Source organism: Pseudomonas sp. CJQ_9, from assembly GCF_043106615.1.
Taxonomy (GTDB): Bacteria; Pseudomonadota; Gammaproteobacteria; order Pseudomonadales; family Pseudomonadaceae; genus Aquipseudomonas; species Aquipseudomonas juntendi.
The window spans coordinates 1-21,909 of record NZ_JBICMS010000076.1 but is presented as its reverse complement, the minus strand read 5'-3'; the positions used below and the strand labels follow the sequence as shown (position 1 = coordinate 21,909).

16 protein-coding genes and 5 pseudogenes are annotated in these 21,909 nt (G+C 58.4%); 10 read left to right on the top strand and 11 right to left on the bottom strand.

Going from position 1 to position 21,909, the window contains the following annotated elements:
- The first annotated feature begins 28 nt into the window (after positions 1-28).
- From ACF8SD_RS15095 to ACF8SD_RS15075, 5 genes are read left to right on the top strand one after another with little or no spacing between them, the layout of a single operon-like run.
- A complete protein-coding gene (locus ACF8SD_RS15095; protein ID WP_173888997.1) occupies positions 29-1,831 on the top strand; it encodes a CoA transferase in 1,803 nt (600 codons plus the stop codon).
- Positions 1,828-3,477, top strand: coding sequence for a class I adenylate-forming enzyme family protein (locus tag ACF8SD_RS15090; protein WP_392484640.1), 1,650 nt, complete (start codon positions 1,828-1,830; stop codon positions 3,475-3,477). The genes ACF8SD_RS15095 and ACF8SD_RS15090 overlap by 4 nt, the downstream gene beginning before the upstream one ends.
- Positions 3,478-3,480: 3 nt before the next feature.
- Positions 3,481-4,689 carry an acyl-CoA dehydrogenase family protein gene (locus tag ACF8SD_RS15085; protein ID WP_392484639.1) on the top strand — a complete coding sequence of 403 codons (1,209 nt, stop codon included), beginning with the start codon at positions 3,481-3,483 and terminating at the stop codon, positions 4,687-4,689.
- Entirely contained in the window at positions 4,686-5,864 is a 1,179-nt protein-coding gene (locus ACF8SD_RS15080; protein ID WP_392484638.1) for a CynX/NimT family MFS transporter, read from the top strand. Before ACF8SD_RS15085 ends, ACF8SD_RS15080 begins: the two co-directional genes overlap by 4 nt.
- Positions 5,848-6,906 carry a glucuronyl hydrolase gene (locus ACF8SD_RS15075; protein ID WP_392484637.1) on the top strand — a complete coding sequence of 353 codons (1,059 nt, stop codon included), beginning with the start codon at positions 5,848-5,850 and terminating at the stop codon, positions 6,904-6,906. The genes ACF8SD_RS15080 and ACF8SD_RS15075 overlap by 17 nt, the downstream gene beginning before the upstream one ends.
- A gap of 48 nt (positions 6,907-6,954) precedes the next feature.
- On the opposite strand, the pseudogene ACF8SD_RS15070 reads toward ACF8SD_RS15075, so the two are convergent.
- Positions 6,955-7,062: pseudogene (locus ACF8SD_RS15070) on the bottom strand (contractile injection system protein, VgrG/Pvc8 family); the annotation flags it as partial.
- Positions 7,063-7,444: 382 nt separating this feature from the next.
- Between ACF8SD_RS15070 and ACF8SD_RS15065 the strand changes: the two are divergent.
- The 5 genes and pseudogenes from ACF8SD_RS15065 (at position 7,445) to ACF8SD_RS15045 (ending at position 11,927) form a co-directional block, all read left to right on the top strand.
- A pseudogene (locus tag ACF8SD_RS15065) lies at positions 7,445-8,905 on the top strand (DUF6861 domain-containing protein).
- A gap of 8 nt (positions 8,906-8,913) precedes the next feature.
- Entirely contained in the window at positions 8,914-9,225 is a 312-nt protein-coding gene (locus tag ACF8SD_RS15060; protein WP_392484636.1) for a hypothetical protein, read from the top strand.
- Between the two features lie 462 nt (positions 9,226-9,687).
- Positions 9,688-10,047, top strand: a complete 360-nt coding sequence (gene tnpB / locus ACF8SD_RS15055; protein WP_054913089.1) for an IS66 family insertion sequence element accessory protein TnpB — start codon at positions 9,688-9,690, stop codon at positions 10,045-10,047.
- An 18-nt stretch (positions 10,048-10,065) separates the two neighbouring features.
- On the top strand, positions 10,066-11,598 hold the full coding sequence (tnpC, locus tag ACF8SD_RS15050) for an IS66 family transposase (protein ID WP_392484635.1): 1,533 nt from the start codon (positions 10,066-10,068) through the stop codon (positions 11,596-11,598).
- Between the two features lie 68 nt (positions 11,599-11,666).
- On the top strand, positions 11,667-11,927 hold the full coding sequence (locus tag ACF8SD_RS15045) for a DUF6429 family protein (protein WP_392484634.1): 261 nt from the start codon (positions 11,667-11,669) through the stop codon (positions 11,925-11,927).
- Positions 11,928-12,034: 107 nt separating this feature from the next.
- Here ACF8SD_RS15045 and ACF8SD_RS15040 read toward each other — a convergent pair whose 3' ends face one another.
- The 10 genes and pseudogenes from ACF8SD_RS15040 to ACF8SD_RS14995 form a co-directional block, all read right to left on the bottom strand.
- Entirely contained in the window at positions 12,035-12,157 is a 123-nt protein-coding gene (locus ACF8SD_RS15040; RefSeq protein ID WP_392484660.1) for a hypothetical protein, read from the bottom strand.
- Between the two features lie 190 nt (positions 12,158-12,347).
- Positions 12,348-12,758: an immunity 22 family protein gene (locus ACF8SD_RS15035; RefSeq protein WP_392484633.1), complete on the bottom strand. Its 411-nt coding sequence runs from the start codon at positions 12,756-12,758 to the stop codon at positions 12,348-12,350.
- Positions 12,759-13,175: a hypothetical protein gene (locus ACF8SD_RS15030; protein WP_392484659.1), complete on the bottom strand. Its 417-nt coding sequence runs from the start codon at positions 13,173-13,175 to the stop codon at positions 12,759-12,761.
- Positions 13,152-15,975: pseudogene (locus tag ACF8SD_RS15025) on the bottom strand (RHS repeat-associated core domain-containing protein); the annotation flags it as partial. The pseudogene ACF8SD_RS15025 and the gene ACF8SD_RS15030, both read right to left, overlap by 24 nt.
- 242 nt (positions 15,976-16,217) lie before the next feature.
- Positions 16,218-16,565 carry a hypothetical protein gene (locus ACF8SD_RS15020; protein WP_392484632.1) on the bottom strand — a complete coding sequence of 116 codons (348 nt, stop codon included), beginning with the start codon at positions 16,563-16,565 and terminating at the stop codon, positions 16,218-16,220.
- 459 nt (positions 16,566-17,024) lie between these two features.
- Positions 17,025-17,444, bottom strand: a pseudogene (locus ACF8SD_RS15015) (type IV secretion protein Rhs); the annotation flags it as partial.
- Between the two features lie 262 nt (positions 17,445-17,706).
- The gene (locus tag ACF8SD_RS15010; protein ID WP_392484631.1) at positions 17,707-18,144 is read right to left on the bottom strand and encodes an NTF2 fold immunity protein; all 438 of its coding nucleotides are present in this window, start codon (positions 18,142-18,144) and stop codon (positions 17,707-17,709) included.
- Positions 18,122-19,501: pseudogene (locus tag ACF8SD_RS15005) on the bottom strand (RHS repeat-associated core domain-containing protein); the annotation flags it as partial. The gene ACF8SD_RS15010 and the pseudogene ACF8SD_RS15005, both read right to left, overlap by 23 nt.
- 810 nt (positions 19,502-20,311) lie before the next feature.
- Positions 20,312-20,926 (bottom strand): hypothetical protein, encoded by a 615-nt coding sequence (locus tag ACF8SD_RS15000; RefSeq protein WP_392484630.1) that lies wholly within the window; start codon positions 20,924-20,926, stop codon positions 20,312-20,314.
- 3 nt (positions 20,927-20,929) lie between these two features.
- On the bottom strand, positions 20,930-21,909 hold a 980-nt coding region (locus ACF8SD_RS14995), incomplete at its 5' end, for an RHS repeat domain-containing protein (RefSeq protein ID WP_392484629.1).

Sequence of the window (21,909 nt, the reverse complement as noted above, 5' to 3'; positions counted from 1 at the left end):
CGCCCGTAACCTGTCCGCGAGATCCGCCATGTCCCGTATGCTAGATGACGCCAGCCTCGGCTGGCGCAGCGGCCCCTCCCTGCCCGGCTGGCAGGGCCTGAGCCGCGCCCTGCAACACCACGGCCAGTGCCTTGGCCTGCGTGCCCTCGACGGCCTGGCCGAAGGGGCCGCGCTGCAGTTGGCCCACCCTGATCTGCACCCCGTTCACATGCGGTTCGTTGCACCGCCAGGTTTGCCCCTGGAGAGCACCAGCGAGTTCATACAGCAAGCGGCCTGCGGCCTGATGTCGGTGCACGGCCGTGCCAGCGGGCGCCCGCAAGCACTGGGCGTGGATTACCTGGCCGCCCTCAACGCCGCCCTCGCCTGGCAGGCCAGCCTGGCTGCTGCCGTCGGCCAGCTGCGCGGCGGGCAGTTCACCCAGGTAAGCCTGGACCCGCTGCGCGGCGGCCTGTTGAGTATCGGCCAGTACCTGGCGGGCGCAACCGCACCGGAAGACGCCGAACGGCTGCTGCCGGGGCAGGACGACGCCCTTGCCCGCCCGCCGTTCGTTTCCCTGGAAGGCACGGCCTTCGAACTGGAAACCCTCGACAGCCAGCCCTGGCGCCACTTCTGGCACGCCCTCGGCTTGCCCGACAGCCTGGCCGGCAAAGCCTGGCAGCACTTTCTGCTGCGCTATGCCAAGGCCGTGGCGCCGATGCCGGCCGAATGCCTGGACGCACTGGCGCGCCTGCCGCTGGCGCAGATCCGGCAGCAGGCGCGGGCCAGCGGGGTAGCGCTGGTGGTACTGCGCAGCCCGGCGCAGCGCCAGGCCGATGCCGACTACCCGGCCAGCCTGCACACCCCCTGGCGGCTGACACCCGGCCCGCAGGCACCGCTGCGGCCAGCCCCGCGCCCAGCCGCGCTACCGCTGCAAGGCCTGCGCGTGCTGGAGTCATGCCGCCGTATCCAGGGGCCGCTGGCCGGGCACCTGCTGGCCCTGCTAGGTGCCGAGGTGATCCGCCTGGAGCCGCCAGGCGGCGACCCCCTGCGGCACATGCCGCCCTGCGCTGATGGCTGCTCGGTGCGCTTCGACGCGCTCAATCACCTGAAGACGGTACGCGAAGTGGATATCAAGTCCGCTGCAGGTCGCGCCGAGATCCACGCCCTGTGCGCCGACGCCGACGTGTTCCTGCACAACTGGGCGCCTGGCAAGGCCGCCGAGCTGGGTCTGGATGCCGCCGACCTGCAGCTTGCCCGGCCGGGCCTGGTGCATGCCTACGCCGGTGGCTGGGGCGATGCCCCGGTATCGGCGCCCGGCACCGACTTCACCGTGCAGGCGTGGTCCGGCGTCGCCGAGCGCATCGCCCGCGCCAGTGGCACACGTGGCGGCACGCTGTTCACCGCGCTCGATGTCCTGGGTGGTGTGATCAGCGCGCAAGGCATCTGCGCCGCGCTGCTCGACCGCAGCCTGCACGGGCGCGGCAACCAGGTACACAGCTCGCTGCTGGGCGCCGCCGACCTGCTGCTGGCCACCCCCTGCAACAGCACCCCGCCCAGCCTGCTGCAAGGGGTTTTCGAGACCGGCGACGGCCTGCTCGCGCTGGACTGCCAGACACGCCAGCAGTGGCAAGCGCTGGGGCAACTGCTGGGCGGCACCTGCACCCCCGCAGAGCTGCCCCGGCGCCTGGCCAGCGCCGACGCCCGGCACTGGCAGACGCGCTGCCAGCAGGCTGGCATTGCCGCCAGCCAGGTGCATCAGGACCTGGCGTGCCTGGCCAACGACCCGCGCCTGGCCGACTGCTTCGGTCAGCGCGCCTACCGATCCGTTCAATCACCCTGGAGTTTCACATGAACACTGCCGGCATCATCGACCTGGTACCCCAGGCTGCCCGTCGCCGCTGGCGCGAAGACGGCAGCTACCCTAATCGCGACGTGTTCGACCTGTTCCGCGAACGCGCCCGGGAAACGCCGGCCAAGCCGGCGGTGCTGTCCCCCGAGGGCGACGTGAGCTATGCCGAACTGCTTGGCGCAGCCCTGCGCCTGGCCGGCAGCCTGCGCCAGTCGGGCATCGTTGCCGGCGACGTGGTGGCCTACCAACTGAGCAACAGCTGGCGCTGCTGCGCCATCGACCTGGCCGTGGCGGCCCTAGGCGCCATTGTCGCACCTTTCCCGCCGGGGCGCGGCAAGCTCGACATCCAGGCGCTGGTGTGCCGCTGCGATGCCCGGGCGGTCATCGTACCGGCCACGTATGCCGACATCGACCTGTGCGAGGTCATCGAATCGCTACGCCCCACCCTGCTCTCGTTGCGCGTGCTGATCGTCGACGGCGCACCGCGTGCAGGCTGGTCGACCCTCGACGCCCTGTTCGAGCATGCGCCGATCGACAGCACCAGCCTGCCGCGCGTGTGCCCGGACTCGCCAGTACGCCTGCTGGTGTCTTCCGGTACCGAGTCCGAGCCCAAGCTGGTGGCGTATTCGCACAACGCACTGATCGGTGGCCGGGGGCGCTTCCTGCAGCGCATCAGCGATGACGGCGCCGAATTCCGCGGCCTGTACCTGGTCCCGCTGGGGTCCTCGTTCGGCTCTACCGCCACCTTCGGCGTGCTCAGTTGGCTGGGCGGCTCGCTGGTGGTACTGCCGCGCTTCGAGGTGGGCGAGGCGATCAAGGCCATCGCGCGCCTGCGCCCAACCTTCATCCTTGGCGTGCCGACCATGCTGCAACGCATCGCCGCCGACCCGGCCCTGGCGCAGATCGACACCTCCAGCCTGCGCGGGCTGATCTGCGGCGGTTCGGTGATCGACCAGGCCACCGTGCTGCGCTGCAGCGAAGCGTTCGGCTGTGGTTTCATCAGCCTGTATGGCTCGGCCGACGGGGTGAACTGCCACAACACCCTGGACGACCCGCTGGAAGCGGTGCTGGGCAGCGTGGGCAAGCCCAACCCGGCGGTCTGCGAGATACGTATCGTCGACGACCTGGGCCGCGAAGTGCCCCAGGGCAGCGTGGGTGAAATCACGGCACGCGGGCCGCTGAGCCCGATGCAGTACGTCAATGCGCCTGAACTGGACGAGCGCTATCGCGACGCCGAGGGTTGGGTGCGCACCGGCGATCTGGGGTTCATCGACGCGGCCGGCTACCTCAAGCTCGCCGGGCGCAAGAAGGACATCATCATCCGTGGCGGCGCCAACATCAGCCCGGTGCAGATCGAAGGCCTGGCCATGGCCCACCCGGACGTGGTGAGCGTGGCCTGCGTGCCGGTGCCCGACCCGGACCTGGGCCAGCGCGTATGCCTGTGCGTGACCCTGCGCGACGGCGCCCCGCGCTTCGCCCTGCAGGACATCACCGGGTTCCTGCGCGAACAGGGGCTGGAAGTGAACAAGCTGCCGGAATACCTGCGCTTTTATCGCCACCTGCCACTGACACCGGCCGGCAAGGTCGACAAGCGTGCCTTGGCCGCCGACGCAGCCGGGCTGGGCGAGCCCGTGCGGCAGGTGGGCTGAGCCATGGCCAACGAGCACGTCATTGAACTGGCGCAACGGGTACGCCACTTCGTCGAGCGGCAGATTTTGCCCCGTGAGGCCGAGCTGGGCCGCTGCGACGCGGCGGCGGCGCGGCTAAGCGCCGAACTGCAGGCGCAGGCCAAGGCCGCCGGGGTATTCGGCAACTTCTACCCCGTGGCCGACGGCGGTCGCCTCGCGCGCCTGAGCGACTACCTGGAGGTGGCCGCCGAAGAAGGCCGCAGCGAGTTCGCGCCGGCAATTCTCGGCTGCGACGCCACGCTGGACTGCCACATGCTGGCACGCCACGCCAACCCAAGCCTGCGCGAGCGCGTGTACCTGCCGCTGGTGCGCGGCGAGCACGTGCCCTGCTATGCGATGTCCGAGCCCGACAGCATTGGCTCGATCCCGGCCACCCTGAACAGCCGCGCTCAATGGCAAGGCGACCACTGGCGGCTGACGGCGCGCAAGTGGTTCATCTGCCGTGCCGAGCGGGCAGATTTCGCCACCGTCATCGCCCGCACCGACGAGGGCCCGTTGCAGACCGGCCTGTCGATGCTGGTGGTGCCCTGCAACAGCCCAGGCTTTCGTTTTGTGCGGCCTCTGGCGCTGCTAGGCCGTCAGCAGGGCCAGGGCGAGCTGCACCTGGAGGCGGTGCGGGTGGAGCCTGACCAGGTGCTGGGCGCGCCAGGCCAGGGCCTGATGCTGATGCAGCAACGCCTGGGTCTGGGCCGCCTGTTGCGCGCCGCCCACTGGCTGGGCATGGCCCGGCGCTGCTTCGACGATCTGTGCGCGCGGGTGCACTCGGCCCGCGGCGCGCAGGCACGGCTCGCCGACAAGCAACTGGTACGTGCCCGGGTATACCGCTGTTACCGCGAGATCGCCGCGGCCCGGGGCCTGCTGCGCGAGGCAGCGGCCACCTTCGATCGCGGCCAGGCCAGCGCCATCGAAGTCAACCTGGCCAAGCTGGCGGCCTCCGATGCGCTGTCGCTGGCCGTGGATTCAGCGATCCAGATAATGGGCGCCGAGGGCCTGAGCGAGCTGTCGCCGCTGTCAGGCATCTACCGCGGCGCCCGCACCACGCACATTCTCGACGGCACCGACGACGCGCTGATCAGCACCCTGGGGCGCGACCTGCTCCAGGCCACGCGCCCCGGCCGCGCCTTCGACGTGCTGACCCCTTCCGTACCTTCGCCTGCCAAGGAGGCCCCATGAAGCGGCATGTTCCGCTGGCCGCCCTGCTCACCTGCGCCATGGGCCTGCCGATGATGGTGTTCTATGCGCTGGGTGTACTCGGCCCGCAACTGATTCAAGCGCTGGGGCTGGACCGTGAGCAACTGGGCTGGCTGACCACCAGCGCATTCGGCCTGGCGGCGCTGCTCTCGCCATGGGCCGGGGCGCTGGTCCAGCGCATTGGCTCGCGCCGTGGCTTGCAGGCGCTGTTCATGCTGGTGGCACTGTCCTTCAGCCTGGTGCTGGTGCTGCCGGGCTTCGTCGGGCTGGTGATCGCCCTGGCCTTCTGCGGCGTGGCCCAGGCGCTGGCCAACCCGGCTACCAACCAGGCCATCGCCCAGGCGGTGGACGCACCGCGCGCCAGCTTGGTAGGCATCAAGCAGGCCGGGGTGCAGGCCTCGGCGCTGCTCGCCGGCCTGGCCCTGCCGGTGCTCAGCCAGGCCCTGGGCTGGCGCATGGCGCTGGGCTGCTGGGCGCCATTTGCGCTGCTGCTGGCGCTGCTGGTCGCTCGGCAGATCGCCCCGGCGCCCCAGGCGCATCGACCGCCCGTACGCGTACAGCGGCCCAACGGCTGGCTGCTGCGGCTGATGGCCATCCAGGGCTGCGCCGGGCTGTGCCTGTCGGCCTTCATCACCTTTTTTGGCGTGCATGCCAGCAGCCTCGGTGTGACGCCCGCGAGCATCGGCTTGATGATCAGTGCGTTCGGCGTCACCGGTGTGCTTTCACGGCTGCTGCTCACGCCGTTGGGCGCGGCTTTCAGGGATGAAACCGTGTTGCTGGGCGGCCTGTTCCTGTTCGCCCTGGCGACGATCGTGTTGATGCAACTGGCCACGCCCGCGCGCCACTGGCCCCTGTGGGCGGCGGTGGTCGGAATGGGCCTGAGCCTGGTCGCCAGCAACGCGGTGGCCATGAGCATGCTGCTGCGCGAACCGCGCTTCGGCGGGGTTGCCGGTAGCGCCGGGCTGCTGTCGCTGGGGTTCTTTGGCGGTATCGCACTGGGCCCACCGCTGTTCGCCGTGCTGCTGCGCCAGCCCGGCGGCTTCACCGCGGGCTGGACACTGCTGATGATCGCCTTGTGCCTGGGCGCCGGGCTATGCCGCAGCCTGTACCGGGCGCGGCAGGTGTCGGAGGGCGGCGCCGATGCCGGAACAGCGTAAACGCGGGGCGATCATCGAAGCCCTGCTGGCGCCCCTGCCGCGCATCTCGCAGCAGTGCGATGGCCATTTCCCGTTGTACCGCGTCGATCGGGACTCGCCCTGGAAACTGTCGCGCCGCGGCTCCTGGCTGGGCGGCTTCTGGGCCGCGCTTTGGTGGCGGCGCGCCCAGGCCAGTGGCGACGCGGTGGATGTGGCCGAAGCACGGACCTGGAGCGCCCGGCTGGCCCCACAGCTTGGCGAACCGAGTGTCAACCGCAGCTTCGTGTTCTGGTACGGCGCCGGCCTTGCCGCCCGCCAGTCGTGCGACGAGCAGGCCCGTGGCCTGGCCACCCAGGCGGCCGCGGCACTGGCCGCGGACTACGATCCGCAGTTGGGCGGTTGGTGGTTGGGCACAGGGCTTGGGGCTGGCGAGCCTGGCGCCAGGACCTTGGACATCGACGCACTGGCCCCGACCCTCGCCCTGCTGCATGCCAGCCCGGACGCCGGCCATTGGGCCCTGGCACGCCAACACCTGCAGCGTTGCCTGAACAGCTTGTCCGAGCCCTCGGGCGCCTGGGCCAATCAGGCCCTGTGGCTGCCAGGCGGTAACTGGCAGCGTACCGCGCCAGGCCAATGGGCACGGGGGCAGGCCTGGGCGATGCTGGGGCTGGCCGAGGCCGTAGGTCGCTATGGTGGTGAATACGCCGAGGCCGCAGGCCGGGCCTGCGAGTACTGGACCCAGCGCTGGGGCGCTGCCGCCGCCAGCGGCCGCCCAGGCGCCGACGAGGCCGACCCCTGCGCCATCGCCATCGCCTCGGTGGCCTTGCTGCGCCTATGGCAATGCCTGCCGGGGCGTAATGCCTGGTGCGAGCTGGCCTGCCGGCAGATAGCCGGGCTGCTGACAACGTCGGTGCGGCACGGCTGCTTCATCGGCCACCGCTATCGCCTTGATGCACAGCGTACCGGCCTGGTGGAAACGCCCTGCGCGACCTTTTTCCTGGTCGAGGCGCTGCGCGCCCAGGGTCAGGTACTGGCTGGCGACGGCGGCGTGGCGGGGTGGTGAGCGGCGGGCGGATTTCAGGCTCAAGCGGCCTTATGGTGGGAGGTTAACCGCGCTATGGAAGCGGATCTGCGGTTGCTCGGGGATGTCGACCAGCGTGCTGGAGTCATCGCAGATGATCATGGTGTGGCCTGCGGCGGTGTGCTCGAAGTAGTAGAACGGGACTTGAATACGCGCCGGTTCTGCAGCGACAGCAGCGCGGAGGCCAGGTCCATGATTATCGGGGGATGCATTCGCCTGTCTCGCTTCTTGGCGCCCCCCGCCTCACTCGCCGAAAAAGGTTTCATAGAGTGAATTGGTTCAAATTTTCCGTCACTTGCCAACTCTGGCAGATGGCCATTACCCGTGCGGCCGTACCGGCACTTGCGGCACGCGGCAAGGCTCGAAGCAGGCCATGATGCTCAATTGCCATTATTGCCGCGCACGCCTGTCATGAGAACAATGAACGCCTGTCAGACCTTTGTACTCATCTTGGTGTCTGAAACGAAATGCTGCGCTCGCCGCCGAAGCGTCGCCTATTTCCATGGACAGTGAAGCGAAAATGGATCTTTTAGCCAACATCCCCAGCTGGGGAGACATCGAACGCAACCTCGAACAGTAATTCAGCGAGCTCAACCAGAGCGTCGATAGCGGCCTGAACAGCGCCCAGGAGGCGTGGGACGGTTTCAGTCGACGGGTCAATAATGGCGCCAACCAGGCTTATGGCTACCTGGGTGGGCAGCGCATCGACAACGTGCGCCAGGCCATGGCCCTGTCCTACCCGATCATCCAAGACAACCTGAAGCGCAAGTGGTCCTCGATCGGTATCGAGCAGATCCTGCCGGTGCTGCTGCAACTGGTCAAAGAAGTGTCGATGATCCTCGGTGGCAGCGTGGCGGTTGGCTCGCTCGCGGGTGGCGTGGCCGGGGCGTTCGCCTTTGGCGTCGGCGCGGCACCAGGCGCGGTGGCCGGCGCTGGCATCGGCCTGCAAGTCGGCAACCTGATCCTCATGGGACTTGGGCTGTCCGCCATTGCCGAGTATTTCTATCAAGGCCTGCCGGCGTGCCTGTCGACCCTGCAGTAAGGGATGGCCACGGCCTGGTTTGCCGAGGATGGCCTCAAGCCCACCGGGCTGGACCCAAGCGGTGGCTCGTCGGCGCAGGCTCAGGAGCGCGTCGAGCGCGCGGCACGTCAGCTTGCTCGCGGGCAGGAGCAGTTGGTACTGCTTCTACTGACAGCCATTGTCACCTACCTCACGCGTGGGCAGATGAAGGCGGGTATCATGAGCAGCATGGAGAATATTGCCACGCGCAGTGCGCGGTTGCAGGCGGAGATCTCCAACAAGCAGTTGGCTGCGTGGCTGGCAAAGAATGAGCAGCAGCTGTTGGCGCAGCCGGAACTGCTGGTCAAAGAGGCGACCCCGATCAAGCCAGCACAGCCTGAGACGATGCGTGAGTACTACAGCAAGCAAGACCCGAATTTCACGCCGATCGAAGAGCAGATCAAAAAAGTTAGCACCCTCAAGACCAAGGGCTTGTCCAATGCCCAGATTGAAGATTTCCTCAACACCGCCGACGGTAAAAAATTGCTCGGCAAACTCCAGGCTGCGGCTCCAGACGCTGATGCCACGACCATTTACTCTCGGGCCTTCGACCAAGTCGCTTCCGGGTCAACCATTCCTGAGATCAAGTTGATCGATTCGCCGCTGGTCAAGATCGTGCCCGAGGGACAAAGCGTGTCGCCTTACTCGCCGTTCTTCACGACTCACGAGGAGCTACAGGCAGCGGCGAGCTCTGGTAGGACCTTGGCTGACAGCTTCGGCTTGCCACTGGGTAGCGAATCGACTCGGTACTCGGTCTTTGAAATGTCGCCCCTGCAGCCAACAGAAATTTTTGTGAGTAAAGTAGCCCCTACCATAGAGCTCAATGGCACAATTTCACGCACCGGTGAGGCAATGCAATACCTCACACCCAATCGTAGCGAATGGGGCACTCCAAAATTGATAGGCACCCTTTCCAACTAGGGCTGAACATGAATACCGAAAAACTCAAACAGAAGTCAGTCAAGCTTCGCATGTTGATCGAAAGCCTGAAGGCACAGGACCCCGCTGCCATGAAATTGAGCGTAGAGCTAGAGCCGCTGCTGCATGCGGCAGAGCGACAGCTGATCCATTCCGCCATGGAATGGCGCGACATCCCGGGTCGCTACCTGTTCACTGAAGAAGGCTTGCAGCAGTATGCCGATCTCGAGCATGCGTTTGCAGAGTTTCGCATTGAGTTGACAGGTGGAGAGTCACCTACATTGGCCCGACTCAAAGCAAGTATGGGGGAGAAACCCCAATAAGATAGCAACTGATTTCCTTTATGTTTTGGCTTGAACGCGCTTGATAGTCCCTTCGGTATTACAAATAGGGTGAAAGCCGGGCTGCGCGATGCGGGGCCCTCCACTCAACCTGAAGATGGCCAAAGTCGTGAGGCGCGAGCGCAGTACTGGAATATCGATGTAGATCTGGCGCCAACGAGCCAGCGCCGAAAAATGCATGGTGGTGGCCGCCCCCAAATGCCCAGCCGAGAGTGATTCGGTAGAAGGGGAATTCGCGGCTGTCGCCTAATGCACCGGCTTGTTCAAGACCGAGCTGGTAGCGGGCGGTACTGCGGTTGCGCAACTGGCTGTTGGCTTTGGATTTGGATTTGTACTTGATCTCGCCGCGTAGCTTATAGGTAAGCGCTCCATGAACCCCACATTTAAAGCGCTTACCTGATCCCCGATGCTGTGCTCCCGATTTCTTTCTGGAGCCTGCCGACGATGATGCGCCCCGACGCCAAAGTCGAAAAAGTCTATCTCTACCCCAAGCCCGTCGACTTCCGAAAGTCCATCGATGGCTTGGCTGCGCTGGTCGAACTCGATATCAAAGTGGCGGTGTTCGACCCGGTGCTTTTCGTCTTCCTCAACAAGCCGCGCAACCGCGTGAAGATCTTGTACTGGGAACGCAACGGCTTCTGCCTCTGGCTCAAACGCCTGGACTCCGAACGGTTCAAAACCTCACCCGACCCGACTGACGTGGCCATCGTACTGACCGTTCAGGAACTGAACTGGCTACTCGACGGCTTCGACCTCTGGCGCAACCGTCCGCATCAGGTATTGACGCCTCGATACGTCGCCTGATTCGGTATAATCCGCGGCATGATTTCCATGCCCGAAGACCTCCCTGACGATCCTGTTCTGCTCAAGCAACTGCTTGAGCAGATGATCAACGAGCGGGCGTCCGACAAGGACAAGATCGTTCATCTCGAAGAGGAAGTTACGCTGTTGCGCCAGCGTCTGTTCGGGCGCAAGACCGAGCAGACAGGCGATGCGGCGACGCCACAGTTACCGCTCTTCGACGAAGCGGAAAGCCTGGCAGAACCCTTGGATGAGGCCGGCGACGAAGAAGTCGTTGCACCGACCAAGCGCCGTGGTAAACGCAAACCACTGCCGGCTGATTTGCCGCGTATCGAGGTTGTGCACGAACTGCCCGAGCATGAGCTGACGTGCGCTTGTGGCTGCCGCAAACATGCCATTGGAGAAGAGGTCAGCGAACAGCTTGAAATCGTCCCGATGCAGATTCGCGTCATCAAACATGTTCGCAAGGTGTACGGCTGCCGGGACTGCGAGTCAGCGCCCGTAACCGCGGACAAGCCTGCCCAGGTGATCGAGAAGAGCATGGCTAGCCCGAGTGTGCTGGCCATGCTGCTCACCACCAAATACGTAGACGGCCTACCGCTTCATCGCTTCGAAAAAGTGTTGGGGCGCCACGGTATCGATATCTCGCGCCAAACCCTGGCACGCTGGGTGATTCAATGCAGCGAGCACTTCCAACCGCTGCTGAATCTGATGCGCGAAAGCCTGTTGAGCAGTCGGATCATCCACTGTGATGAAACACGTGTGCAGGTGTTGAAAGAGCCTGGTCGTGAGCCCAGTAGCCAATCCTGGATGTGGGTACAAACCGGTGGCCCACCTGATCGGCCAGTGATCCTTTTCGACTACACCACCAGCCGAGCACAGGAGGTGCCGACGCGCCTGCTGGATGGCTATCGCGGCTATGTCATGACCGATGACTACGCCGGTTACAACGCGCTGGCTGCACAGGACGGCGTGGAGCGGTTGGGCTGCTGGGCGCACGCACGCCGCAAGTTCGTCGAAGCGCAGAAAGTGCAGCCCAAGGGTAAAACCGGGCGCGCAGACATCGCCCTGAATTTGATCAACAAGCTGTATGGTATCGAGCGCGACCTTAAGGACGGCAGCGATGAAGATCGTAAGGCTGCCCGCATGGAGCGCAGCCTGCCATTGCTGGCTCAGCTGAAAAGCTGGGTAGAGAAAACGCAACCTCAGGTCACGACGCAGAATGCCTTGGGCAAGGCCATCGGCTACTTGGCCAGCAACTGGAGCAAGTTGGAACGCTACATCGAGCACGGCTGCTTACCGATCGACAACAACGCAGCCGAGCGTGCGATCCGCCCGTTTGTCATCGGCAGAAAGAACTGGTTGTTCAAAGACACGCCCAGAGGCGCGACGGCCAGCGCGCAGCTTTACAGTTTGGTCGAGACAGCCAAAGCCAACGGCAAAGAGCCTTATGCGTGGCTGCGCCACGCACTGGAACGCCTGCCGCTGGCGTCCTCAGTGGAAGACTATGAAGCGCTGCTGCCGTGGAATTGCACGCCTAAAATACATAGCTGAGTGCTCTGCCTATTGTGGGTCAGGTGGGGCCTACGAAGCGTTTGAAGAACAAGAGCGGAGTAACGACCATGGAATACGACGATAGACTAATTGAAGAGGCAGTGCTTGCCCTGTTGGCAGCCTATAGCTCCGACAAAGGTAACGCGTGGAAAGGATTTGACTTCGAGATCATGAATCGACTGCATGAACAGGGTTTCATCAGTGATCCAGTTAATAGAAACAAATCCATCTGGTTGACGGCGGAGGGGCTGGAGCGAGGCCGACAGCTAGCTGACCAGTTGTTCGGGTTAAAGACTCAAGCGGGGCAGGTGCCCGACTCGAATACCTGATTTCCCCTGTCCTTCATGTAACGGGTGGGGTTTATGGATCGCTTACGGTCGAGGACGTTCTCGATACGCTGCAGCGGTACTTCGGTGTTAGTGTCTGGTACTTCGCCTTAGTAGAGGAACAATTTATCGAGGGTCTGCAGAATGTAGTGGCCGGCCTCGGTGCACACCAGGTAGACCTGCTCGGGCGGGTTGTCGATACATCCAACAATACATGCATTAGAAGAAAACATTGGCTCTATCTATATTGCGAGAGAGCCAACGAGCCCATTAGTTATTAAAGATCAGATCTTTAGCATCTAACACTTGCAATAGGGCTTTAAATTAAAAACACATGACCGCACATCCGAAATTAGATCCGATCATTAAAAAAGCTGACACAGAACGCCATCCGCGAGCTTTCCGAGACCTATGCCGAGCTTATCATTCACCCTCATATAACCCCACATACTTCAAGCCATTATAATTCGCCTTTAGAGGCTTGGAAATATCCGTACCACCATCGAAATACCAAAAAATTGCATTAGCCTTTGTAATACCAAGCCTGAAACACTCCGCCTTTAAATCTTCTATACAACTAGAATCAACCGCAGACTCAATCAAGATTTCATCTAGACTCACCTCCTCCGCTTTCCTTGGTATAATCCCTATGAAATCCTCGTCGTACCATTTCACGCCAATATCTCTGCAAAATCCACAAACCTTGTATGCTGGATCATCCAAATCCACAGAATAGTCCAACTCAAAATACTGCAGATAGTCATCCTCCGAAGAGAAATTTGTACCTATCCAAACATGAACTTTTTCATACCGTTCAATATCATAAGAATCCATTTAGCATGCTCCTAGTTTCATGTGTTTGCCGTGATGTGAATCGATCACACTAAGCGCTTGAGCTTTACTTTGCGCGCCACTCAAATCTTTAATTAAATTATTATGGAACAGCCTTCCCGCTCTACTACCATGGTGCGGACCGTCCGGCACAGGATTACCATGTTTGTCTGTTACACCCACAAAAGTAATATCTTTAGTGGGTACCGTCATTTCTTTAAGTTCCTGAGCGGTAAAGCCAAGTTCTTTTGCCTTCGCCGCTATAGAGACAGGAAACATTTCATGCTTACCTCCCGGGCTCCGAAGAGCAGCTTCTACAGATTTTTTGTTATCAACAATATCTTGAACCGAGGCGCTATTGAACCAGCTATCAAAACCATTTTTTTCCCAAGGCACCCAACCCAAAGGGTCAACCCACATAGTCGGCGCCAGCACATAGACATATAAATTAGCACCGCCTCTGACACCAATTGGATCCTGGGTGATAAATCGCCCAGTTCCTGGGTCGTAAAACCTAAAGGTATTGTAATTTAGGCTCGATTCGCAATCAAAATACTGACCTTGGAATCGTATGTTCTGCTCTACTCCATTGATGGTTAGCTGCTCTATCTCGCCCCAAGAACGATATGCCGCCTGCCAAACGACCTTGCCGTCGCTATCCGTCAGCTCCAGCGGCGTGCCAATTTGGTCTGTAGGAAATAGTAGAGCTTCTGCCCTTCCCCTTCCGCCTGGTCAACCCGCGCCAACGGCGCATAGCTCCCCGGCTCGTACAGGTACAGGATGTTCTGCCCAGGCGTTTCCTCCCGCAGCATCCGCAAGCCTTGCCACAGGAAGCGCTTCTGTTCGACCTCGCCGTTGATTTCAGCCCGCTTGGCCACCCGCCGCCCAAGGCTGTCGTAACGGTACTCGCCTCGGCTTGCCAGCTTGCCATTGACCAACGTCTCCGCCCGCACCAGCCGGTTCTCGCAGTCATAGCTGAAGTGCTGCAGCTTGCTGTGCCCCGAGCGCTTCTCGATCAGGTTGCCCCATGGGTCGTAGCGGTACTCCTGATCCCGCCACTGTTTGATCCGATTGTCCTTGACCTTGTCGAACTGCCGCGCATTGAAGTCCAGGCGGTTGGCTGCCGGGTCGTAGCGGAACTCCTCACTGCCGATCAGCGAGCCGGTATCGCGACTGCGCAACTGGCCGTTGGCTTCATATTCGTACTTGATCTCGCCACGCAGCTTGTCGAGGGTGCGCACCAGTTCACCGGCCGGGTCGTACTGGTAACGGCGGTGGATTGGGTTGTAGGCGTGCTCGACCAGCAACGAGGTATTGATGCCGGTGTTGTGCACCTGCGACAGCTTGTCAGCCGGCAAGGTCGAGGCAAACTGCCAGGCCTTGCGCCCCATGGCGTCATAACCGAAGCAACTGGTGAGTTTGCCCTGGGTGCGATACACCTCGCGGTGCAGGTCATCGCGCTCCATGTCGCTGATCACCTAGCCGTCCAGGTTCAGCTGGTGCAGGTGGCCGCTGCCGTAGTACAGGTGATTGACCTTGCGGCCATCCGGCAGGGTCAGCGTGGTCAGGTTGCTGAGCGGGTCGTACTCGTAGGCTAGCGTCCCATCGGGGGTGATTTCTTTCGTTAGCCGGCCTAGCAGATCGTAGGCGTACTCAAGCTTTTCTTCCGTGATCCCAAGCTGCTTGCCGATCCCGGTTGGTTGCCGTTCGATGCTCAGCAAGCGGTCACCGTCGTCGTATGCGAATGTCTGGCTCGCATCACGATTGATCTTGGCGACCAAACGGCCAATGGCATCACGCTCGAACAGCGTATGGCGCTCTGGCCGTTCGGCATTCTCGCCATAGCCAATCTCATCCAGTCGTGTGAGATGGCCACCGACGTTGTAGCTGAAACGTCGGGTCAGGTTATCTACCCGCACTTCTTCGCTCAGCCGGTCCGAAACGTCGTAGGCAAAGCTGTACGTGGCATTGTTTTCGTTGACCAGCGCGGTCAGGCGAATGGCCTTGTCATACTCGTAGCGAACCCGCTGGCCCTTGGCATCCTGACGGCTGCTCGGCAGGCCACGGGCCGTGCGCATCAGGCGGGTGCTCTGGCCCTTGCCGTCGGTGTGGCTGAGCACCTGACCGTAGGCGTTGTAGGTGAAGGTTGCCGTGGTGCCGTCCGGGTGGCTGATACGCAGCACTTCGCCGTCGGGCTTGCGCTCCAGCGTGGTGGTCTGGTTCAGCGCGTCCGTTGCCGCGACCAGGTGCTGGCGCTCGTCATAGCGGTAGTACGTGCGCTTGCCTGAGCAATCCTGGTAGCGCTCGACCTGGGCCAGGGTGTTCCACCACAGGTACTTGGACTTATAGGTCGCATCGATGATGGTGTGCGGCAGGCCGTCATCGCTGTTCAGGTACTCGGTCATCTGGCCGAGGGCATCGAATTCGGCGAGCAGGTTGCCCTTGTCGTCGTAGCGCGCTCGCCAGGTGCTGCCGTCCGGGTAGCTGACCTGGGTCACCAGCGTGGTCAGGTGGTGATATTCGTAGGTGGTCTTGCGGCCGAGTGGATCGGTTTCTTCGAGCAGGCGGGCGAATTCGTCGTACTTGAACGAAAGCCGGTTGCCGTCCGGCAGGCCCAGGCCAACCATATTACCGTTTTCGTCCAGCTCGATGGCGTAACGCTCGCCACCATAATCGCGGCTGGCGACCACGCGGTGGTCGGCGTTGTACTGCACTTCCAGTTCCCGGCCAAGCACGTCGGTGGCCCAGCTGGTGCGGGCGTCGAGGTCGTAGCGGAAATGGTAGTGCTCGCCATCGCTGGTCCAGTGCTCGACCACGCGCGGCTTGCCGCCGAGGGTTTCCCAGCGGTAGTGGCAGCCCAGGCCCAGGGCGTTGCTGTGGGTCACCATCAGGCCTTCGACATAGCTGAAACTGCGCACGCTGTCGCCGTTGCGGTTGCGCACCGCGCTCAGCTGGCCATGCTCGTCGTAACGGTACTGGGTGAGCGTTTCGACCGCCTGGTTGTCCACCACGCGCTTGATATCGGTCAGGCGGCCCAGCGGGTGGTCGTAGTGCAAGTGCACGCGGGTGCCGCCGGTGGCGCTGATGTCGGTCAGGGTGCCGTCAGGCGTGCGGGTGAAGTGCAGGAAGTGGCCGAGGACGTTCTCGATACGCTGCAGCGGCACTTCGGTGTTGGTGTCTGGCACTTCTCTAGATTGTCGAGGGTTTGCAGGAGGTAATGAGCCACCTTGGATACAGGCCCGCACAATCACCTTACACGCTTAGCGAACGTGACTTTTGACAATGACACAAATAATTATATTAGCTAAGGCAGCTTCATTACAGCCGCTCGACAGTATCGGCTAACGGAAAAATAGTTGAAGCTGGCACCCAAACTATTTTCAATAGCTTTTTCAATATCTTTCTTTCAACAATGCCACATAAAAACAAAAACCGAAGCCAGATTAAAAATGCCTCGAAAAATCAATCGTAAATACCATCTTGCTGAGATTTTTCGATAAATATATCCTGCAAGTCACCCTGAATATCTTCACCATCTAATTTTACAACAAAATCGCCCTCGAGGTCATCCGGAAAATGGACACCATCCAACGTCCCAAGCACTACAGAAGCGCTGTCTGCGATAACAACTTTAAAAAAGTTAATGATATCACATCTTTGAGTATCATCTAGCGATGCTAGAGCATTACGCGCACGAGCATATGAGTCCTTATCTCCGTTGACGGGTTTAGTAAGAGATTTTCTATATTGAGGGAAGTTTTTCTCAAACAATTCGGAATAAATAGCATCAACAAATTTATTATCACCCATAAATTTCTCCCTTTACTTCCGCATTTCTGGATACATAGATTTATTCAGAGCGATTAGCTGCTGTAGCTTTTCATTTGGCACCTCTGGATAAACACGCCTAAGTTCTCTAATGTCGCGCGCAACCACATCACGAGCACTAGTAAAAGGGAGTCCTGTCCTGGGATTTATACTACTTCTAGACACAATTCCCACACCTTCTTTAGAAACTGTATGTCCTACTCGGGGTACCAGCATAGCAGGCCCCGTAGCAGGATCGTAGCCCTCGACAAGGTCTTTCATCAAATTTTTCTGCCCAACATGATGTGAGTCCAGGCCTAGATTCTTCCCTTTAACTGCATTTTTGTTTGCCTGATGGGTACCAACATCCCACTTATCACACGCTAGCCCTAATGAGTCTATCCAGGACTGAGTGTTTTCGCATACTGATAAAGATTATCACCACCAAACAAACCAACAGGATCTTGTGTTACCACTGATGACCTGGCCGTCCAGGTTCAACTGGTGCAGGTGCACACTGCCGTAGTACAGGTGGTTGACCTTGCGGTCATCTGGCAGGGTAAGCGTGGTCAGGTTGCTGAGCGGGTCTTATTCATAGTCCAGTGCCCCACTCGGGGTCAGTTCCTAAGTCAGTCGCCCCAGCAGGTCGTTGCGGTAACCCAGCTTTTCCTCGGTGATCCCCAGCTGCTTGTCCGCGCTTGTTGGGTGGCGTTGAATGCTCAGTGACCGGTCAGCCTCGTCATACTCGAAACCTTGCCGTGCATCGCGATAGACCTTGGCCATCAAGCGGCCAATGGCGTCACGCTCGAAAAGCGTATGGCGCTCCGGACGTTCGCCGCTTTCGCCATAGCCAATTTCGTCCAGGCGAATCAGGTGACCGCCATGGTGGTATTCGTAGGCGATCTTGCGGCTCAGCGGGTCGGTTTCTCGATCAGCCGAGAGAATTGGTCTTACTTAAATGTCAGGTTTTGCTATCGTAAAGCTTAAACCGACGAAAACTTGAAGGCGAATAGGTCAATGTATAAAAAAATTTGAAAAATGAGACGATTGAGAAAAAGTTGGCAATCGCCTCTAAAGACCATTTATTAAAGAACACCAGTAAAACCAAGCCTCTTTGAAATGACACCGAGCCTTCAATCACGCGTCAGACATAAGTCTCCTGCCACTTTTTTCCATGCTGCAAATCCCGACCTGAAACCATATACACACCATCGCTTAAAACAAAGTTCAGTCGAAACACAGCAGCCAAGCCCTTCACTTTATTTATCACAACAGAAACTTTTTTTCCATCGCTATTAATGACTTCCACTTGATCATTTCCCTCATCATACTCAGGATGCCTGCCGCAAACCAAATTTTCTACCCTATCATAATTCCTTCCACCTTCAAGTACATATTGTCGAAAAATCTTCAAAAGATCTTTACGCATGGCTTCTTCAAGATCCGTTTCCGACAAGTCACTATCAAAGGCCTCAATGCTTTTTTGATAGTATGTCATCTCCCAATTATACATTTCATGCATAAATTCCTTCAGCGCCTTGCCAAACTCCTCACCCAGATCAGTTGCTGAATATTTTTCCATCTACAAGGTCCCCATTCCTGAATACATTATAAATTACCTTTGTTGGCCTTGTACCGCCGGCGCCGTACTTGAATACGAGCTCGACATCAACAGGCCCATTATCGAAGACATCTTTTGCGATTTGTTTTTCAAAATCCCTAAACAAGCCACGGTTGACTTTAGAAAGCTGAGGGAACACTCCATCCTTCCCCCCCGAACCGCCAAGAAGCTTGCCAATTATATGTCCAGCGTCATCATCCTGATTGCCCAGCATACGGGCCCAAGCCCTTGAGGACTGATTGGTAGCTGTACCTGTTTTCAGGTCATTCTTCGTGATAGTAGCAGTAGCCCTCAAGGGTTGACCTGCTGCCCCTCTTGTCACATTGGTGTTGACACACCACCCTAGAGGATCAAGCCATCCGGTGGAGTTAGGAGCATAACTGTAAAGATTGAAACCGCCCAGTAGCCCAATCGGATCCTGAGTGGTAAATCGTGCCACCTCCGGGTCATAGTAACGGAAGGTGTTATAATGCAGCCCCGTTTCAACATCTCGGTATTGCCCTGGATACCTTAGATTCTGAGTGACCTTTTGGATCGTCAGACTCTCAATTGCCCCCCACGAACGATACGTCGCCTGCCAAACGATCTTGCCGTCACTGTCCGTCAATTCCAACGGCGTACCAATCTGGTCAGTATGGAAGTAATAGACCTTCTGCCCTTCCCCTTCAACCTGATCAACCCGCGCCAACGGCGCATAGCTACCCGGCTCGTAAAGGTACAGGATGTTCTGCCCAGGCGTTTCCTCCCGCAGCATCCGCAAGCCTTGCCAGAGAAAGCGCTTCTGTTCGACCTCGCCCTTGATTTCAGCCCACTTGGCCACCCGCCGCCCAAGGCTGTCGTAACGGTACTCGCCTCGGCTTGCCAGCTTGCCATTGACCAACGTCTCCGCCCGCACCAGCCGGTTCTCGCAGTCGTAGCTGAAACTCTGCAGCTTGCTGTGCCCCGAGCGCTTCTCGATCAGGTTGCCCCACGGGTCGTAACGGTACTCCTGATCCCGCCACTGTTTGATGCGGTTGTCCTTGACCTTGGCAAACTGCCGCGCATTGAAGTCCAACCGGTTGGCTGCCGGGTCATAACGAAACTCTTCGCTGCCCACCAGCGAGCCGGTATCACGGCTGCGCAACTGGCCATTGGCTTCATACTCGTACTTGATCTCGCCACGCAGCTTGTCCAGCGTACGCACCAGTTCACCGGCAGGGTCGTACAGGTAACGGCGGTGGATCGGGTTGTAGGCGTGCTCGACCAGCAAAGAGGTATTGATGCCGGTGTTGTGCACCTGCGAGAGCTTGTCGGCCGGCAAGGTCGAGGCATACTGCCAGTTACGGTAATCTAATCACATACGAAATAAGAATAAGCTAGAAGATGATATCTCTCTCCGAGCGCCTACATAAATACTAATTGTTAAAAAAGTAAACTTTTACAGCAAAGCACCAATTAAATCCTTTTGCCAAACCAATGAGACGAAACTTTATAGCGGCGAGCCGCACCATTTATCATCAAAACTTAAAACTTCTTTTTTCTTTATCTTCCAAACTCCATCTTTAGCGCCAAATAAATCTTGGCGCATGTTTCCGCATCTTTAGTTTGCCGCACCTTAATTGCCAGCGCCTCCCCACCCACTTCCAAAATCTCTAACTTATCAGTCGCAGGATGATAAGTGGCAGGCTTAGTGCACCCAAGATCCACAAGTCACCCATAGTTAAAGTTATCTTTAACGATATTTGTCGAGTATCTCTTCAGGTTTTTGCATAAATTTCTTCCAGTTGAGAATCGTCTACCCCTGAGCCAGGTTTAGTTTGCGCTGATCAAAGAAATCAATCTCCCAGCAGCTCATCTCCCTCATGAAAGCTACTAATTCACTAGGAGGACTCATAGCTAAATTTCCCCTTAGACATATTAAATCGCAAAAAACACCTTCAAGGCTTTTCTCACCTGAATAATGTATGCCATAATTTATGAGGCTGGCGGCATCCCGCCATTATGGTAGAATATTTATAGCTCAATCCCGCAGCTTAGCTCAACATCCCAGCCATTGGATTTATCTGCGAGAAGCCTGACTTTTAAAGATTGACAGTTCGTGCTTTATTGGCTGAACATACAACCAGTACACTTGACCCCATCCAATACATCAACACAATCCATCGAGCAGAGAACTATCGTAGGCCTTGTCCTTTATAATTTTCTTTGAGCTCATCGCTTCTTTTATTGCAACTTCATTTACAGCCACGCCACAAAACTTAACAGCACAATGTATCAAGACAGCAGGATATGAGTATTCATCGGGAGAGGAAACAACATCACCTATGATTCTATCAGTCGGCACTATAGCGGCTAACATCTTTGGAACATAGAACTCTTCCAGAACGAGCCGAATATGACTGCAGACTTCTTCTACCAAAGCGGGAGCCGGTGTTTTTATAGCCCCGCCAAAATCTCCACTGAATCGTTTGCTCTGCTCACCTGACGAAATGAACGAAAAACAGCCCTCATTAAATAAATTACTTCTGTAAGGAGGTGTGAATTTTGACGCGCACTCGAAAAGCTCGCCCCCTGAAACAATCCCGGCTAGCACATAAGAATCTACACGCGCGATATGATCAAAAAAAAGTTCAGCTACATTTTTTTTATTGCATTTGAATTTTAGTTTATTCTTTGCAGCCACCACGCCATCAAATTTAGACGCAACGATCTTCAGTTCTTTAAGCAAGGCGACCTCAAAAAATAACCGATCCTCTGCACTCATAATTCACCTATATTTAAGGACATTAAATATTGCATCATGTACAGCTCCTTTACCACCAAGCAATTTGCCTCGCATACTTTTAGTATCAACTTTCAGCTTCGCCGCAGTACCACTAGATGGCGTAATAGTTCCTCCCCCAAGGTGCTGGGTAGTATTTGCAGGATTGCTCATGTCGAATACGCCAGCTGCTTTTTGGTTTTTGGTAAGCGAGCCTGCGCCATGTTTTACCTCAAATACATGCAAATTCCCATGAGTATCTCTAGCAACAAAGTCCGCTCTAATCCTACTTCCATTAACCTTCATTGTTACTTCTTCGGCAACTATCTTAAAGCCATTACGCTCCAAATCGTGCATTGCCTTTGATCGTCCCTTGTCACCACTTGCGGCACTTTTGCACAAGCCTAATGGATCAATCCAGGTCAACGTATTTGGTGCGTACTCGTAAAGATTATACCCGCCTTGGAGACTTATCGGATCCTGCGTTATAAATCGCCCAGTTCCTGGATCGTAAAAACGAAAGATATTGTAATTTAGGCTCGATTCGGAATCAAAATATTGACCTTGAAATCGTATATTCTGCTCCACCTCACTAACTACTAGCTGCTCTACCGAGCCCCACGAGCGGTAGGTCGCCTGCCAAACAATCGTGCCATCTCTATCCGTCAGCTCCAGCGGCGTGCCAATCTGGTCAGTATGGAAGTAATAGACCTTCTGCCCTTCCCCTTCAACCTGATCAACCCGCGCCAACGGCGCATAGCTACCCGGCTCGTACAGGTACAAGATGCTGTGCCCAGGCGTTTCCTCCCTCAGCATCCGCAAGCCTTGCCAGAGAAAGTGCTTCTGTTCGACCTCGCCCTTGATTTCAGCCCACTTGGCCACCCGCCGCCCAAGGCTGTCGTAACGGTACTCGCCTTGGCTTTCTAGCTTGCCATTGACCAGCGTCTCCGCTCGCACCAGCCGGTTCTCGCAGTCGTAGCTGAAGC

What these genes read in the sequence shown, in the direction of transcription:
- ACF8SD_RS15080 (WP_392484638.1), top strand. Translation starts at nt 4,686, where the DNA reads ATGAAGCGGCATGTTCCGCTGGCCGCCCTGCTCACCTGCGCCATGGGC.
- ACF8SD_RS15045 (WP_392484634.1), top strand. Translation starts at nt 11,667, where the DNA reads ATGGAATACGACGATAGACTAATTGAAGAGGCAGTGCTTGCCCTGTTG.
- tnpC (WP_392484635.1), top strand. Translation starts at nt 10,066, where the DNA reads ATGATTTCCATGCCCGAAGACCTCCCTGACGATCCTGTTCTGCTCAAG.
- tnpB (WP_054913089.1), top strand. Translation starts at nt 9,688, where the DNA reads ATGATGCGCCCCGACGCCAAAGTCGAAAAAGTCTATCTCTACCCCAAG.
- ACF8SD_RS15090 (WP_392484640.1), top strand. Translation starts at nt 1,828, where the DNA reads ATGAACACTGCCGGCATCATCGACCTGGTACCCCAGGCTGCCCGTCGC.
- ACF8SD_RS15085 (WP_392484639.1), top strand. Translation starts at nt 3,481, where the DNA reads ATGGCCAACGAGCACGTCATTGAACTGGCGCAACGGGTACGCCACTTC.
- ACF8SD_RS15095 (WP_173888997.1), top strand. Translation starts at nt 29, where the DNA reads ATGTCCCGTATGCTAGATGACGCCAGCCTCGGCTGGCGCAGCGGCCCC.
- ACF8SD_RS15060 (WP_392484636.1), top strand. Translation starts at nt 8,914, where the DNA reads ATGAATACCGAAAAACTCAAACAGAAGTCAGTCAAGCTTCGCATGTTG.
- ACF8SD_RS15030 (WP_392484659.1), bottom strand. Translation starts at nt 13,175, where the DNA reads ATGTGGGTTGACCCTTTGGGTTGGGTGCCTTGGGAAAAAAATGGTTTT.
- ACF8SD_RS15035 (WP_392484633.1), bottom strand. Translation starts at nt 12,758, where the DNA reads ATGGATTCTTATGATATTGAACGGTATGAAAAAGTTCATGTTTGGATA.
- ACF8SD_RS15010 (WP_392484631.1), bottom strand. Translation starts at nt 18,144, where the DNA reads ATGGAAAAATATTCAGCAACTGATCTGGGTGAGGAGTTTGGCAAGGCG.
- ACF8SD_RS15000 (WP_392484630.1), bottom strand. Translation starts at nt 20,926, where the DNA reads ATGAGTGCAGAGGATCGGTTATTTTTTGAGGTCGCCTTGCTTAAAGAA.
- ACF8SD_RS15040 (WP_392484660.1), bottom strand. Translation starts at nt 12,157, where the DNA reads ATGTTTTCTTCTAATGCATGTATTGTTGGATGTATCGACAACCCGCCC.
- ACF8SD_RS15020 (WP_392484632.1), bottom strand. Translation starts at nt 16,565, where the DNA reads ATGGGTGATAATAAATTTGTTGATGCTATTTATTCCGAATTGTTTGAG.
- ACF8SD_RS15075 (WP_392484637.1), top strand. Translation starts at nt 5,848, where the DNA reads ATGCCGGAACAGCGTAAACGCGGGGCGATCATCGAAGCCCTGCTGGCG.